This is a genomic window from Catenuloplanes japonicus (genome assembly GCF_000717135.1).
GTDB lineage: Bacteria > Actinomycetota > Actinomycetes > Mycobacteriales > Micromonosporaceae > Catenuloplanes > Catenuloplanes japonicus.
Genome location: NZ_JNXY01000005.1, coordinates 176,627 through 190,549, shown reverse-complemented (window position 1 = coordinate 190,549; position 13,923 = coordinate 176,627). Strand labels below are relative to the sequence as shown.

General features: G+C 69.4%; 12 protein-coding genes. All 12 read left to right on the top strand.

Annotation, left to right across the window (positions count from 1 at the left end):
• Positions 1–39 precede the first annotated feature (39 nt).
• Positions 40–711: a NuoB/complex I 20 kDa subunit family protein gene (locus OP04_RS09925; RefSeq protein WP_033339420.1), complete on the top strand. Its 672-nt coding sequence runs from the start codon at positions 40–42 to the stop codon at positions 709–711.
• Positions 708–1,412 (top strand): NADH-quinone oxidoreductase subunit C, encoded by a 705-nt coding sequence (locus OP04_RS09920; RefSeq protein WP_033339246.1) that lies wholly within the window; start codon positions 708–710, stop codon positions 1,410–1,412. Before OP04_RS09925 ends, OP04_RS09920 begins: the two co-directional genes overlap by 4 nt.
• The gene (locus OP04_RS09915; RefSeq protein ID WP_033339245.1) at positions 1,409–2,731 is read left to right on the top strand and encodes an NADH-quinone oxidoreductase subunit D; all 1,323 of its coding nucleotides are present in this window, start codon (positions 1,409–1,411) and stop codon (positions 2,729–2,731) included. Before OP04_RS09920 ends, OP04_RS09915 begins: the two co-directional genes overlap by 4 nt.
• The gene (gene nuoE / locus OP04_RS09910; RefSeq protein ID WP_033339244.1) at positions 2,732–3,532 is read left to right on the top strand and encodes an NADH-quinone oxidoreductase subunit NuoE; all 801 of its coding nucleotides are present in this window, start codon (positions 2,732–2,734) and stop codon (positions 3,530–3,532) included.
• A gap of 22 nt (positions 3,533–3,554) precedes the next feature.
• Positions 3,555–4,871 carry an NADH-quinone oxidoreductase subunit NuoF gene (nuoF, locus tag OP04_RS09905; RefSeq protein ID WP_033339419.1) on the top strand — a complete coding sequence of 439 codons (1,317 nt, stop codon included), beginning with the start codon at positions 3,555–3,557 and terminating at the stop codon, positions 4,869–4,871.
• 97 nt (positions 4,872–4,968) lie between these two features.
• Positions 4,969–7,452, top strand: coding sequence for an NADH-quinone oxidoreductase subunit G (locus OP04_RS09900; protein WP_033339243.1), 2,484 nt, complete (start codon positions 4,969–4,971; stop codon positions 7,450–7,452).
• Positions 7,452–8,786, top strand: a complete 1,335-nt coding sequence (gene nuoH / locus OP04_RS09895; protein WP_033339242.1) for an NADH-quinone oxidoreductase subunit NuoH — start codon at positions 7,452–7,454, stop codon at positions 8,784–8,786. The genes OP04_RS09900 and nuoH overlap by 1 nt, the downstream gene beginning before the upstream one ends.
• 10 nt (positions 8,787–8,796) lie before the next feature.
• Positions 8,797–9,357: an NADH-quinone oxidoreductase subunit NuoI gene (gene nuoI, locus OP04_RS48430; protein ID WP_157239590.1), complete on the top strand. Its 561-nt coding sequence runs from the start codon at positions 8,797–8,799 to the stop codon at positions 9,355–9,357.
• A gap of 40 nt (positions 9,358–9,397) precedes the next feature.
• Positions 9,398–10,165: an NADH-quinone oxidoreductase subunit J gene (locus OP04_RS09885; protein ID WP_033339241.1), complete on the top strand. Its 768-nt coding sequence runs from the start codon at positions 9,398–9,400 to the stop codon at positions 10,163–10,165.
• Positions 10,166–10,465, top strand: a complete 300-nt coding sequence (gene nuoK, locus OP04_RS09880) for an NADH-quinone oxidoreductase subunit NuoK (RefSeq protein WP_033339240.1) — start codon at positions 10,166–10,168, stop codon at positions 10,463–10,465. It abuts the gene before it with no gap.
• A gap of 10 nt (positions 10,466–10,475) precedes the next feature.
• Positions 10,476–12,398 (top strand): NADH-quinone oxidoreductase subunit L, encoded by a 1,923-nt coding sequence (nuoL, locus tag OP04_RS09875; RefSeq protein ID WP_033339239.1) that lies wholly within the window; start codon positions 10,476–10,478, stop codon positions 12,396–12,398.
• Positions 12,395–13,921 carry an NADH-quinone oxidoreductase subunit M gene (locus OP04_RS09870; protein ID WP_033339238.1) on the top strand — a complete coding sequence of 509 codons (1,527 nt, stop codon included), beginning with the start codon at positions 12,395–12,397 and terminating at the stop codon, positions 13,919–13,921. Before nuoL ends, OP04_RS09870 begins: the two co-directional genes overlap by 4 nt.
• The last annotated feature ends 2 nt before the right edge of the window (positions 13,922–13,923 follow it).

Genomic DNA, 13,923 nt, shown 5'->3' with positions numbered 1-13,923 from the left:
AACCCGCACATGGACAAGATCGGGAAGGAGGGCCGGGCAATGGGTATCGAGGAGAAGCTGCCGAGCGGGATCCTGCTGACCAGCGTGGAGAAGCTGTCCAACTGGGCACGCAAGTCGTCGTTCTGGGGCGCGACCTTTGGCCTGGCATGCTGCGCCATCGAGATGATGGCGGCCGGCGGACCCCACTATGACCTGGGTCGATGGGGGATGGAGGTGTTCCGCGCCTCGCCCCGGCAAGCCGACCTGATGATCGTCGCGGGCCGGGTGAGCCAGAAGATGGCACCGGTCGTCCGGCAGATCTACGACCAGATGCCCGAGCCGCGCTCGGTCATCTCGATGGGCGTCTGCGCCTCGTCCGGCGGCATGTTCAACAACTACGCGATCGTCCAGGGCGTCGACCACATCATCCCGGTCGACGTCTACCTGCCCGGCTGCCCGCCGCGGCCGGAGATGCTCATCGACGCGATCCTCAAGATGCGCGAGAAGGTGATGATCGCGCCACTCGGTCCGAACGGGCGGAAGATGCTCGACCAGCGCAAGGCCGACGGCAAGATGCCGCTGGTCGCGGCCGGTGCGATGCCGTCGTCCTACCGGGCCGACCCGGCGCGTCGCGCGCAGTGGGAGCAGGCCGTGCGCGAGGGCCGCGAGGAGCAGCTCCGCATCGAGAACTGGATGAAGGCACAGAACCACCTGCGGGACGGTGGGGCATGACCGACGTGAACCCGGTCCCGGCCGGCGCCTCCACGGGGGCACCGGCGGAGTACCCGCCGTCCACGCGCGCGGGCAAGGGGCTCTTCGGCGTCGCCGGCACCGGTGACACCTCCGGCTTCGGCGGTCTGGTGCGGCAGCGACCGCCGGTCGTCACGCCGCCGCGGCCGTTCGGCGGCTACCTGGACGAGGTCTACGACGCGCTGGAAGAGGCGTACCCGCAGTTCGGGGACGCGATCGAGCGGGTCGACGTGCACCGCGGCGAGCTGACGCTGCACATCGCGCCGGAGCGGATCGCCGAGGTGTGCCGCGTGATGCGCGACGACCCGGCGCTGCGGTTCGAGCTGTGCTCGTCCGTCTCCGGCGTGGACTACCTGGGCTCGGACGAGCGGCGGCTGCACGTGGCGTACCAGCTGACGTCCATGACGTTCCGCCGCCGCGTGCGGCTGGAGGTCGGCGTCACGCCGGACGCGCCCGAGGTGCCGAGCGTGACCAGCATCTACCCGACCGCCGACTGGCAGGAGCGGGAGACGTACGACATGTTCGGCGTGATCTTCGTGGGCCACCCCAACCTGACCCGGATCCTGATGCCGGACGACTGGGAGGGCCACCCGCAACGCAAGGACTACCCGCTCGGCGGGGTCCCGGTGGAGTACAAGGGCGCCGAGATTCCGCCGCCGGACGCGCGGAGGACCTACCAATGACACAGTCTTATGCCGCCTCACGCGACACGACCGAGGGCAAGGTCTTCACCGTCACCGGTGGCGACTGGGACCAGGTGACCTCCGGCATCGACCCGCTCACCGACGAGCGGATCGTGGTCAACATGGGTCCGCAGCACCCGTCCACCCACGGCGTGCTGCGCCTGGTGCTGGAGCTGGAGGGCGAGACGGTCACCGAGGCGCGGCCGGTCATCGGTTACCTGCACACCGGCATCGAGAAGAGCATCGAGTACCGGAACTGGGTGCAGGGCTCGACGTTCGTGACGCGCATGGACTACCTGGCGCCGATGCACAACGAGCTCGGGTACGCGCTGGCCGTGGAGAAGCTGCTCGGCATCGAGGAGCAGATCACCGAGCGCGCCACCACGATCCGCGTGCTGATGACGGAGCTGAACCGGATCAGTTCGCACCTGGTCTGGCTGGCGACGACCGGCATGGAGCTGGGCGCGATCTCGATGATGCTCTACGGCTTCCGCGAGCGTGAGTACATCCTGGACATCTTCGAGGAGGCCTCCGGGCTGCGGATGAACCACGCGTACATCCGGCCGGGCGGTCTCGCGCAGGACATCCCGGACTCCGTGGTCAGGAAGACGCGGGAGTTCCTGACGTACCTGCCGAAGAAGCTCAAAGAGTACGAGGACATGCTCAGCGGTCAGCCCATCTGGCACGAGCGGACCAAGGGCGTCGCGGTGCTGGACGTGACCGGGTGCCTGGCACTCGGCATCACCGGCCCGGTCCTGCGCGCGGCCGGCCTCGGCTGGGACCTGCGCAAGACCATGCCGTACCTGGGCTACGAGACCTACGACTTCGAGGTCCCGACCGCGACCACGGCCGACGTGTGGGGCCGGTACGAGGTCCGGCTGGCCGAGATCCGCGAGTCCATGAAGATCGTGGAGCAGGCGCTGGACCGGCTCAAGCCCGGCCCGGTGGTGATCGCGGACAAGAAGATCGCCTGGCCCGCGCAGCTCGCGATCGGCGTGGACGGCATGGGCAACTCGCTGGAGCACGTCGCCAAGATCATGGGTCAGTCGATGGAGTCGCTGATCCATCACTTCAAGCTGGTCACCGAGGGCTTCCGGGTCCCGGCCGGCCAGGTGTACGTGTCGATCGAGGCGCCCCGCGGCGAGCTCGGCGTGCACGCGGTCTCGGATGGAGGCACACGGCCCTACCGCGTGCACTATCGCGAGCCCAGTTTCGTCAATCTCCAGGCCATTCCCGCGATGGCCGAGGGTGCGCTGCTGGCCGACGTCATCGCCGGTGGCGCCTCGCTGGATCCGGTCATGGGCGGATGTGATCGATAGATGACGACCACGGTCTTCACGGAAACGGTGTACGAGCGGGCGAGGGTGATCCTGGCCCGCTACCCCGAGGGGCGCGAGCGGTCGGCGCTGCTCCCGCTGCTGCACCTGGTGCAGAGCGAGGAGGGCTACGTCAGCCCGGCCGGTGTCGCGTTCTGCGCCGAGGTGCTCGGCATCAACAAGGCGCAGGTCGGCGCCGTCGCCACGTTCTACACGATGTATAAGCGCAGGCCGACCGGTGACTGGCTGGTCAGCGTCTGCACGAACACCATGTGCAACGTGCTCGGCGGCCAGGAGGTCTACGACACGCTCTCCGAGACGCTCGGTGTCGGGCACGACGAGACCACGGCCGACGGAAAGATCACGCTGGAGCACGCGGAGTGCCTCGCGGCCTGCGATTACGGCCCGGTGCTGACCGTCAACTACGACTTCTTCGACAACGTCACGCCGGACTCGGCGGTCGAGGTGGTCGAGGCGCTCAAGGCCGGCAACCCGCCGACGCCCAGCCGGGCGCCGCGGCTCTGCACGCTCAAGGAGATGGCGGTGCAGCTCGCCGGCTTCTCCGACCCGCGCGAGCGCGCGGTGGGTGAGGGTGTCGCCGGTGCGCCCACGCTGCGTGGCGTCACGCTCGCCCAGGAGCACGGCATCTCGGTGCCCGGGTTCAACCTGGACACCCCCATCCCCCGGAAGGATGCCGGCGGCTCGCCGGTCGCTCCCCCCAAGACCAGCGCGCCTGCCTCGGACCGCAAGCCGGCCGGCGACAACGCCGACGCGCAGACCAAGAACCTGAAGGACGCGAAATGAGGGCGGAACGGTGAACTCTCCCCTGGTCTCGCCGAGGCGTGAGGTGCTGGAGAAGCTGACTCCGGTGCTGACCAAGCGCTGGCTCTCGCCGGACGCGTGGGACATCGACGTCTATGAGCGGCTGGACGGTTACGCGGCCCTGCGCAAGGCGCTCGCCGTACACCCAGATGATCTTATCCAATTGATCAAGGACTCGGGACTGCGGGGACGCGGTGGAGCGGGCTTCCCGACCGGCCTGAAGTGGGGCTTCATCCCGCAGGGCGACGGCAAGCCGCACTACCTGGTGATCAACGCCGATGAGGGCGAGCCGGGGACCTGCAAGGACCTGCCGCTGATGACGCACGACCCGCACTCGCTGATCGAGGGCGCGATCATCGCCTCCTACGCGATCCGCGCGGAGCGCGCCTACATCTACATCAGAGGTGAGGCAGTTCACGCCGCGCGGCGCCTGCGCAACGCGGTCGACCAGGCCTACGCGAAGGGCTACCTGGGGAAGAACATCCTCGGATCCGGGCTCAACCTCGACCTGGTGATCCACAGCGGTGCGGGTGCGTACATCTGCGGTGAGGAGACCGCGCTGCTCGACTCGCTGGAGGGGTTCCGCGGCCAGCCCCGGCTGCGGCCGCCGTTCCCGGCCACGCACGGGCTCTACGCCAGCCCGACCGTGGTGAACAACGTCGGGACGATCTCCAGCGTGCCGTACATCGTGCTGGGCGGTGCCGCCTGGTGGAAGAGCATGGGCACGGAGAAGTCGGCCGGCCCGATGATCTACTCGCTCTCCGGCCGCGTGGTGAACCCGGGCCAGTACGAGTGCGGCCTCGGCATCACGCTGCGCGAGCTGATCGAGCTGGCCGGCGGCATGCTGCCCGGCCACGAGCTGAAGTTCTGGACGCCGGGCGGCTCGTCCACGCCGCTGCTGGCCGCGGAGCACATCGACACGCCGATGGACTTCGAGGGCGTGGCCGCGGCCGGGTCGATCCTCGGCACCACGGCGACCCAGATCTTCAGCGATCAGGACTGCCCGGTGTACGCGACGTACCGCTGGCTGGAGTTCTACCACCACGAGTCGTGCGGCAAGTGCACCCCGTGCCGCGAGGGCAACTACTGGATGGTCCGGGTGTTCCGCCGGATCCTGTCCGGCGAGGGCACCCACGCGGACCTGGACACCCTGCTGGACACCTGCGACAACGTGCTCGGCCGCTCGTTCTGCGGCCTCGGCGACGGCGCGACCAGCTCGGTGACGTCCTCGCTGAACTACTTCAAGCAGGACTACCTGGACTACATCGAGGGCCGCAAGGCTCCTCGGCTCTCCGCGAAGCAGCTGGTGGGGGCGCACTGATGGGCGCGAGGAGTGCAGCGAAGCGAACGGCGCCGCAGCTGTTCGACGGGCCGCGACTGCGTAGCGGAGCCCCGCAGTCGCCCATCCGGGAGGCACAGTGACCGACGTAGCGAAGAAGGCCGACACCGTCACGCTGACCATCGACGGTATCGAGGTCACGGCGCCGAAGGGCGCGCTGCTGATCCGGGTCGCGGAGCAGCTCGGGATCGCCATCCCGCGCTTCTGCGACCACCCGCTGCTCGCCCCGGCCGGCGCCTGCCGCCAGTGCCTGGTCGAGGTGGAGGGCCAGCGCAAGCCGGTCGCCTCGTGCACCCAGACGGTCGCGGAGGGCATGGTCGTCAAGACGCAGCTCACCTCGCCGGTCGCCAAGAAGGCGCAGGGCGGCGTGATGGAGCTGCTGCTCATCAACCACCCGCTCGACTGCCCGATGTGTGACAAGGGCGGCGAGTGCCCGCTGCAGAACCAGGCCATGTCGACCGGCCGCACGGAGTCGCGCTTCGTCGAGCACAAGCGCGAGTACGAGAAGCCGATCAACATCTCCAGCCAGGTGCTGCTGGACCGCGAGCGGTGTGTGCTCTGCCAGCGGTGCACGCGGTTCTCCGAGGAGATCGCCGGCGACAAGTTCATCGACCTGATGGACCGGTCGTCCGGGGAGCAGATCAACACGTACCGGGACGACTTCTTCGGCGGCACCAAGACCGGCGACGTCGCGTCCGAGGGCGACGTGCTGTTCAACTCCTACTTCTCCGGCAACACCGTGCAGATCTGCCCGGTCGGCGCGCTCACCGGTGCGCAGTACCGGTTCCGCGCCCGCCCGTTCGACCTGGTCTCCACGCCGAGCGTGTGCGAGCACTGCTCCGCCGGGTGTTCCCAGCGCACGGACTGGCGTCGCAGCAAGGTGATGCGGCGGCTGGCCGGCGAGGACCCCGCGGTCAACGAGGAGTGGAACTGCGACAAGGGCCGGTGGGGCTTCCGGTACGCGACCGCGTCCGGCCGCCTCTCCACGCCGCTGGTCCGGGAGAACGGCGAGCTGCGCGAGGCCTCCTGGAGCGAGGCGCTCGCGGTGGCGGCCGAGGGGCTGCGCGCGGCGCGGGACGGTGAGCAGGGCGTCGGCGTGCTGACCGGCGGCCGGCTCACGGTGGAGGACGCGTACGCGTACGCCAAGTTCGCCCGGATCGCGCTGCGCTCCAACGACATCGACTTCCGGGCCCGCCCGGTCTCCGCGGAGGAGGCCGACTTCCTGGCGTCCTCGGTGACCGGCCGGACGGACGTGACCTACGCGGACGTGGACACCGCGCCCGCGGTGGTCTTCGCCGGGCTGGACCCGGAGGAGGAGTGCCCGATCCTCTTCCTGCGCGTGCGCAAGGCGTTCACCAAGCGCCGGCTGCCGGTGCTGACCGTGGCGTCCTGGCGCAGCCGCGGCTTCGAGAAGCTGGACGCGGTGCTGGTCGGCGCCGTGCCGGGTGACGAGGCGCGGCTGCTCGGCGAGGACGCGTCGGTCGCGTCCGCGCTGTCCCAGCCGGGCGCGATCCTGTTCGTCGGCGAGCGTCTGGCCACCGTGCCGGGCGCGCTGTCCGCGGCCGCGGCGCTGGCGTCGCGTACCGGTGCGAAGCTGGCCTGGGTTCCCCGCCGGGCCGGTGACCGGGGCGCGGTCGACGCCGGCTGCCTGCCCAACCTGCTGCCCGGCGGCCGGCTGGTGTCGGACGCGAGCGCCCGCGCGGAGCTCACCAACGCGTGGGGCCTGGAGCCCGGCGTGATCTCCTCGATCCCCGGCCGGGACACGGACGGGATCATCGCGGCCGCCGCCACCGGACGGCTCGGCGCGCTGGTCGTGGCCGGTGTCGACCCGGCCGATCTGGCCGACCCCCGGCAGGCCGAGGCCGCGCTGGACGCGGTGCCGTTCCTGGTCAGCCTGGAGCAGCGGGCCGGCGCGGTCACCCGCCGCGCGGACGTGGTCTTCCCGGTCGCGCCCGTGGTCGAGAAGGCCGGCTCGTTCGTGGACTGGGAGGGGCGGCTGCGCACCTTCGAGGCCGTGCTGAAGACGACCGCGATGACGGACGCCCGCGTGCTCGACGCGCTCGCCGACCTGCTCGGCACCGCGCTGCACACCGGCGACGTCAACGGGGTCCGCCGCGAGCTCGGTAGCCTGCCGGCCACCCGCTCGACGCGTCCGTCGGCTCCGGCCGTGGCCGCGACCGCGCCGGCCCGGCCCGGTGAGCACGAGGCCGTGCTCGCCAGCTGGCACCACCTGATCGACCTGGGCTCGCTCACCGACGGCGACGAGCACCTGAACGGTACGGCCCGGCCGCCGGTGGCCCGGTTGTCCAAGGCGACCGCGACCGCGCTCGGCGTCGGCAACGGCGAGCCGGTGACGGTCGGTGCGGAGCGGGGCGCGATCACGCTGCCCGCGCTGATCACCGACATCGCGGACGGCGTGGTCTGGCTGCCGACGAACTCGCCCGGGTCCACGGTCCGGCGCGCGCTCGGCACGGCCGGATCGATCGTGCGGCTCTCCGTGGCCGCGTCACCGAACGGGTCCGGCCCCCTGCCGGCCCCGCGCGCGGCGGGAGGTGAGTCGTAGTGGATCCGACGTTGCAGACGTTCGAGAACGACGTCTGGTGGATCGCGCTGATCAAGGTGCTGGGCGTGTTCGTCCTGCTCCTGCTGCTGACGCTGTTCACCATCAACTATGAGCGCAAGGTCGTGGCCCGGATGGCGGTCCGGCCCGGACCGAACCAGGTCGGGCCGAAGGGCTGGCTGCAGAGCCTCACGGACGGCCTGAAGCTGCCGTTCAAGGAGGAGATCATCCCGCGTACGGCGGACAAGGTGATCTACTTCATCGCCCCGGTCATCTCCGCGACCTGCGCGTTCACCGCGTTCGCGGTCATCCCGTTCGGCCCGGTGGTGTCGATCTTCGGGCAGCAGACCGCGCTCCAGGTCACGGACGTGCCGGTCTCGGTGCTGGTGGTGCTGGCCTGCTCCTCGCTGGGCATCTACGGCGTGGTGCTGGCCGGCTGGGCGTCCGGGTCGACGTACCCGCTGCTCGGCGGCCTGCGCTCCAGCGCCCAGATGATCTCCTACGAGGTCGCGATGGGGCTGTCGATCGTGGCGGTCTTCATGATGTCCGGCTCCATGTCGACGTCGGAGATCGTGGCGGCGCAGGGCGACGGCCGCGAGGTCTCGCTCTTCGGCCTCGACTTCACCGCACCCGGCTGGTACGCGGTGCTGCTCGCCCCGAGCTTCGTCATCTACGCGATCTCCGCGGTCGGTGAGACGAACCGGGCGCCGTTCGACCTGCCCGAGGCGGAGTCCGAGCTGGTCGGCGGCTTCCACACGGAGTACTCGTCGTTCAAGTTCGCACTGTTCTTCCTGGCCGAGTACATCAACATGATCACCGTCTCGGCGCTGTGCACCACGCTCTTCCTGGGCGGCTGGCACGCGACCTGGCCGATCACGCTCTGGTCCGGGGCGAACACCGGCTGGTGGCCGATGCTCTGGTTCCTGGCCAAGGTGCTGCTCTGCCTGTTCGTCTTCATCTGGCTGCGGGCCACGCTTCCCCGGATGCGCTACGACCAGTTCATGCGCTTCGGCTGGAAGGTGCTGATCCCGGTCAACCTGGTGTGGATCCTGCTGCTCGCCACCGTGCGCGTGCTGCAGACCTCCGACCTGGAGGCCCAGACCCGGTTCACGCTGATCGGTGCCGCCGTCCTCGTGGTGGTGCTGGTCGCGGTGCTGTGGCCGTCAGGCAAGAAGGCCGCGCCCGCGCCGAGCCTGGCCGAGCAGATCGCGGCCCGTCCGCAGGGCAGCTTCCCGCTGCCGCCGCTCGACCTGCAGGTTCCCCCGAGCCCTCGCGTCGCGCGTCAGGTCGCCGAGCGGCAGCCGGCCGACGTCTCTTCAGACAGAAGTGAGGTGTGACGTGGGCGTGATGGATCCCTTCAAGGGCTTCGGAGTGACCTTCTCCCACATGTTCCGGAAGGTCATCACCACCGACTACCCCTTCAAGCCTCCGGTGTCCGCGCCGCGCTACCACGGCCGGCACATCCTCAACCGGCACCCGGACGGCCTGGAGAAGTGCATCGGCTGCGAGCTGTGCGCCTGGGCCTGCCCGGCCGACGCGATCTTCGTCGAGGGCGGCGACAACACCGACGAGGAGCGCTTCTCGCCCGGTGAGCGGTACGCGAAGAACTACCAGATCAACTACGCGCGCTGCATCTTCTGCGGGCTCTGCATCGAGGCCTGCCCGACCCGTTCGCTCACCATGTCGAACGAGTACGAGCTGGCCCGCGACAACCGGCAGGATCTCATCTTCACCAAGGAGCAGCTGCTCGCGCCGCTGCTGGAGGGGATGAGCAAGCCGCCGCACGCGATGTTCCTGGGCGAGACCGAGAAGGACTACTACCTCGGCGCGCTGGAGAACCCGGGCACGTCCGCCGGGGCGGAGCGGGCACCGCTTTCGGACGTCGACGTGCTGGGGAGCCCGGCATGAGCGAGCTTGCGAGCGAATCATTGGCTCGGCGCCTGAACTCATGCCGACGGGGGAGCGAAGCGGAGGAGGCGGCATGAGCGGTGGAGAGGCGACGCTGTTCTGGATCCTGGCGCCGCTCGCGGTGATCGGCGCGCTCGGCATGGTGCTGGCCCGCAACGCGGTGCACTCCGCGCTCTGGCTGGTCTGCACCATGCTCAGCCTCGGCGTCTTCTATGTCGCGCAGGCCGGGCCGTTCATCGGCATGGCGCAGATCATCGTCTACACCGGCGCGATCATGATGCTGTTCCTGTTCGTGCTGATGCTGGTCGGCCGCGACGCGTCCGACTCGCTGATCGAGACGCTGCGCGGCCAGCGCGTCGCCGCGATCGTGCTCGGTGTCGGGTTCGCCGGCATCGTCGGCGCCGGGCTGTCCCGCGCGCTGGCCGGCACCGGCGCGATCGGGCTCGACGCCGCGAACGAGAACGGCAACCTGCAGGGCATCGCGCAGCTGCTGTTCACGAAGTACGTGTTCGCGTTCGAGGTCACGTCCGCGCTGCTGATCAGCGCCGCGGTCGGCGCGATGATCCTGGCGCACGTGGAGCGCGCCAAGGGTGAGAAGCCGACGCAGGTGGACCGTATGAAGGCCCGCTTCGCGCCCGGCAGTTACCCGGGACCGAAGGCCGGCCCCGGCATCTTCGCGACGTCCGACTCGGTCGCCACGCCGGCACGCCTGCCGGACGGCACGTTCGCCGAGCGCAGCATCTCGAAGATCCTCCCGGTCCGGGAGCTGACCTCCGAGGAATCGGCGCTCAAGGGGACGGAGAAGTAGATGACCCCCACCGCCTACATCGTGTTGTCCGCGATCCTGTTCACGATCGGCGCCTCGGGCGTGCTGATCCGCCGCAACGCGATCGTCCTCTTCATGTGCATCGAGCTCATGCTCAACGCCGCGAACCTCGCATTGGTCACCTTCAGCCGGATCAACGGCAACCTCGACGGTCAGATCATGGCGTTCTTCGTCATGGTCGTCGCCGCCGCGGAGGTCGTGGTCGGCCTGGCGATCATCATGTCGATCTTCCGCACCCGGCGTTCCGCGAGCGTCGACGACGCCAACCTCCTGAAGTACTAAGGGGCCGACAGTGGAACAACACACGGTGGAGTACGCCCAGGCCACGGGGCTGCTGGGGAACGTGTGGCTGCTGGTGGCGATCCCGCTCGCCAGCGCCGCGCTCCTGCTGCTGCTCGGCCGCCGCGCCGATCGATGGGGGCACTGGCTCGGCGTGCTGGCCCCGGCCGCGTCATTCGTCCTCGGGCTCGTCCTCTTCGCGCAGCTGAGCGGCCTGGAGAACAAGTCGGTCGAGCTGTCCCTCTGGGACTTCATCGACGTCTTCTCCTTCAAGGTCGACTTCGGGCTGCTCTACGACCCGCTCTCCGCGATCTTCGTCCTGCTGATCACCGGCGTCGGATCGCTGATCCACGTCTACGCGGTGGAGTACATGCGCCACGACGAGGGGCGTCGCCGGTTCTTCGGCTACTTCAACCTCTTCGTCGCGGCCATGCTGCTGCTGGTGCTCGGCAACAACTACGTGATGCTCTACGTCGGCTGGGAGGGCGTGGGTCTCGCGTCGTACCTGCTGATCTCGTTCTGGTACACCAGGCCGGCCGCCGCGACCGCGGGCAAGAAGGCGTTCCTGATGAACCGGGTCGGCGACGCCGGCTTCGCCATCGCGATCTTCGCCATGTTCGCCGCGCTCGGCACCACCCAGTACGACGAGGTCTTCAACGGTGTCGGAGCGCTCAGCTCCGGCCTGGTGCTCGCCATCGGGCTGTTGCTGCTGCTCGGCGCGTGCGGCAAGTCCGGTCAGTTCCCGCTGCAGGCCTGGCTGCCGGACGCGATGGAGGGCCCGACGCCGGTCTCCGCGCTCATCCACGCGGCGACCATGGTCACCGCGGGCGTCTACCTGATCGCCCGCTCCAACCCGGTCTTCTCCGCGAACGAGACGCTGCAGACCGTGGTCGTCTCGATCGGCGCGCTCACGCTGGTGATCGGCTGCATCATCGGCTGTGCCAAGGACGACATCAAGCGCGTGCTGGCCTGGTCGACGGTCTCGCAGATCGGCTACATGTTCCTCGGCGTCGGGCTCGGCGGCGGCGCGTACGCGCTGGCGATCGTGCACCTGCTGGCGCACGGCTTCTTCAAGGCCGGGCTGTTCCTCGGCGCCGGCTCGGTCATGCACGGCATGCACGACCAGACGGACATCCGGCGGTTCGGCGGGCTGGCGAAGCACATGCGGATCACCTGGGCGACGTTCGGCCTGGGCTGGCTCGCGATCATCGGCATGTTCCCGTTCTCCGGCTTCTTCTCCAAGGAGCCGATCATCGCGGCGGCGTTCGAGCGCGAGGGCTGGACGGCCTGGCTGTTCGGCGGCGCGGCGCTGCTGGGCGCGGCCCTGACCGCGTTCTACATGACGCGGCTGTTCGTGCTGACGTTCCACGGGAAACCCCGGTGGACGGAGGACATCAAGCATCCGCACGAGTCGCCCGCACTGATGACGATCCCGCTGATCCTGCTGGCGGTCGGTTCGGTCGGGGCCGGTTTCCTGCTCTCCACGAGCGTGCCGGACTGGCTGACGCCGGTGCTGCCGGAGCACGGCGAGGAGGCGCACGGCGTGCTCTCGCACACCGTGATCACCATCCTGTCGCTGCTGGTCACCGTGCTGGGAGCGGGCGGCGCGTGGCTGCTGTTCCGCAACGGCACGCAGGAGCAGGAGCAGCCCGCGGGCGTGCTGGTCACCGCGGCCCGCCGGAACCTCTACGCGGACTCGTTCAACGAGTGGGTCTTCGAGCGTCCCGGCATCTACCTGACCCGCGCGCTCGTCTTCCTCGACAACAGGGGCATCGACGGACTGGTCAACGGGCTGGCGGCCGCGGTCGGCGGCGGGTCCAGCCGGTTGCGGCGCACGCAGACCGGCTTCGTCCGCTCCTATGCCATGTCGATCCTCACCGGCGCGCTGGTGGTCACGGCGGCGTTCGTCGCGCTGCAGTTGGGGTGGTTGGTGTGAGCTCCTTTCCGTACCTGTCGGTGCTGACCGTGGCGCCACTGGTCGGCGCGCTGGTCGTGGCGTTCCTGCCGCGCAGCCGCCCCCAGCTGGCGAAGGTGGTCACGCTCGTCTGGTCGCTCGGCATCCTGGCGGTGACCGTGGCGCTGTGGATCGCGTTCGAGGCCGGTGGCGAGCGGTTGCAGCTGCGCGAGTCGTACCCCTGGATCCCGGACTGGGGGGTGAACTTCACGTTCGCCGTGGACGGCATCGCGCTGGTCATGCTGATGCTGATCGCGGTGCTGGTGCCGATCGTCATCCTGGCCGCGTGGCACGAGGCGGACGACAGCGGCCGGTCCGTGCCGGTCTACTTCGCGCTGCTGCTGGCGCTGGAGTCGACGATGCTCGGCGTCTTCGCGGCCGCCGACGTCTTCCTCTTCTACGTGTTCTTCGAGGTCATGCTGGTGCCGATGTACTTCCTCATCGGTTCCTACGGCGGCGCCCGGCGGCAGTACGCGGCCGTGAAGTTCTTCCTCTACTCCCTGGTCGGCGGCCTGTTCATGCTGGCGGCCGTGGTCGGGCTGTGGGTGGTCGGCGGCAACACGTTCGACTGGCAGGCGCTCACCCAGATCGACATGTCGACCGGGACCGAGCGCTGGCTGTTCCTCGGCTTCTTCCTCGCGTTCGCGATCAAGGCGCCGTTCTTCCCGTTCCACACCTGGCTGCCGGACGCCGGTGGCACCGCGCCGGTCGGCGCCGGCGCGCTGCTGGTCGGCATACTGGACAAGGTCGGCACGTTCGGCATCCTGCGCTACTGCCTGCCGATCTTCCCGAACGCGTCGAAGTACTTCGCGCCGCTCGCGCTGGTGCTCGGCGTCATCGGGATCATCTACGCGGCGCTGCTCGCGGTCGGGCAGAACGACATCAAGCGGCTCGTCTCGTACACGTCGATCGCGCACTTCGGCTTCATCGGCGTCGGGATCTTCGCGTTCACCACGCAGGCCGGCACCGGCGCGGTGCTCTACATGGTCAACCACGGTCTCGCCACCGGCCTGCTGTTCCTGGTCGTCGGCATGCTCGTGGCCCGCCGTGGCTCCGCGCTGATCACCGACTTCGGCGGCGCCGGGAAGACGCTGCCGGTCCTGGCCGGCGTGCTGTTCTTCGCCGGTCTGGCCTCGCTGGCCATGCCGGGCACCGCGCCGTTCGTCTCCGAGTTCCTGGTGCTGATCGGCACGTTCACGGTCAACAAGCCGATCGCGATCATCGCCACGCTCGGGATCGTGCTCGCGGCCGCCTACGTGCTCTGGATGGTCCAGCGCACCGTGCAGGGCACGCCGAACCCGGCGCTGGCCGAGGTCGAGGGCATGCGGCACGACATCACGCTGCGCGAGAAGGTCGTGGTCGCGCCGCTGATCGCCCTGATCATCCTGTTCGGCTTCTACCCGAAGCCGATCACCGACGTCATCAACCCCGCCGTGCAGGCCACCATGCAGGACATCGGCGCGACGGACCCCGTACCGACGGCGATCACCGAGGCGGCGAAGTAACC

Excerpts from the sequence above, each read along its gene's own strand:
- nuoE (WP_033339244.1), top strand. The coding sequence starts at position 2,732 with ATGACGACCACGGTCTTCACGGAAACGGTGTACGAGCGGGCGAGGGTG.
- nuoI (WP_157239590.1), top strand. The coding sequence starts at position 8,797 with ATGGATCCCTTCAAGGGCTTCGGAGTGACCTTCTCCCACATGTTCCGG.
- OP04_RS09920 (WP_033339246.1), top strand. The coding sequence starts at position 708 with ATGACCGACGTGAACCCGGTCCCGGCCGGCGCCTCCACGGGGGCACCG.
- nuoK (WP_033339240.1), top strand. The coding sequence starts at position 10,166 with ATGACCCCCACCGCCTACATCGTGTTGTCCGCGATCCTGTTCACGATC.
- OP04_RS09915 (WP_033339245.1), top strand. The coding sequence starts at position 1,409 with ATGACACAGTCTTATGCCGCCTCACGCGACACGACCGAGGGCAAGGTC.
- OP04_RS09885 (WP_033339241.1), top strand. The coding sequence starts at position 9,398 with ATGCCGACGGGGGAGCGAAGCGGAGGAGGCGGCATGAGCGGTGGAGAG.
- OP04_RS09925 (WP_033339420.1), top strand. The coding sequence starts at position 40 with ATGGGTATCGAGGAGAAGCTGCCGAGCGGGATCCTGCTGACCAGCGTG.